1 rRNA gene is annotated in these 727 nt (G+C 44.6%); it reads left to right on the top strand.

Annotated features, from left to right (window positions below):
- Nucleotides 1-156 precede the first annotated feature (156 nt).
- Nucleotides 157-727 (top strand): 23S ribosomal RNA (locus NNZ72_RS25665); the annotation flags it as partial.

The raw sequence follows: 727 nt of genomic DNA, 5'->3' as shown, positions 1-727 counted from the left end.
AGTGAGTGATACTCTTTGGAGTTAACTTGAAATTGCTGGCCTTTTCATTGGATGTTTTTTTTCCAAAGAGAGGTTTCTCTGCGTGCTTGAGGTATAATGCAAGTACGGTCGTTTTAGGTTTTACCAACTGCGGCTAATCTTTTTTTATACTGAGCGTATTGGAACGTTATCGATAAGAAGAGAGCGTCTAGGCGAACAATGTTCTTAAAGTTTGACCTCAAATCAGGTAGGAGTACCCGCTGAACTTAAGCATATCAATAAGCGGAGGAAAAGAAACCAACCGGGATTGCCTTAGTAACGGCGAGTGAAGCGGCAAAAGCTCAAATTTGAAATCTGGTACCTTCGGTGCCCGAGTTGTAATTTGGAGAGGGCAACTTTGGGGCCGTTCCTTGTCTATGTTCCTTGGAACAGGACGTCATAGAGGGTGAGAATCCCGTGTGGCGAGGAGTGCGGTTCTTTGTAAAGTGCCTTCGAAGAGTCGAGTTGTTTGGGAATGCAGCTCTAAGTGGGTGGTAAATTCCATCTAAAGCTAAATATTGGCGAGAGACCGATAGCGAACAAGTACAGTGATGGAAAGATGAAAAGAACTTTGAAAAGAGAGTGAAAAAGTACGTGAAATTGTTGAAAGGGAAGGGCATTTGATCAGACATGGTGTTTTGTGCCCTCTGCTCCTTGTGGGTAGGGGAATCTCGCATTTCACTGGGCCAGCATCAGTTTTGGTGGCAGG

Origin of the sequence: Shinella pollutisoli (genome assembly GCF_024609765.1) — a bacterium.
Classification (GTDB): Bacteria; Pseudomonadota; Alphaproteobacteria; order Rhizobiales; family Rhizobiaceae; genus Shinella; species Shinella pollutisoli.
This window is presented reverse-complemented; position numbering and strand designations above follow the sequence as displayed.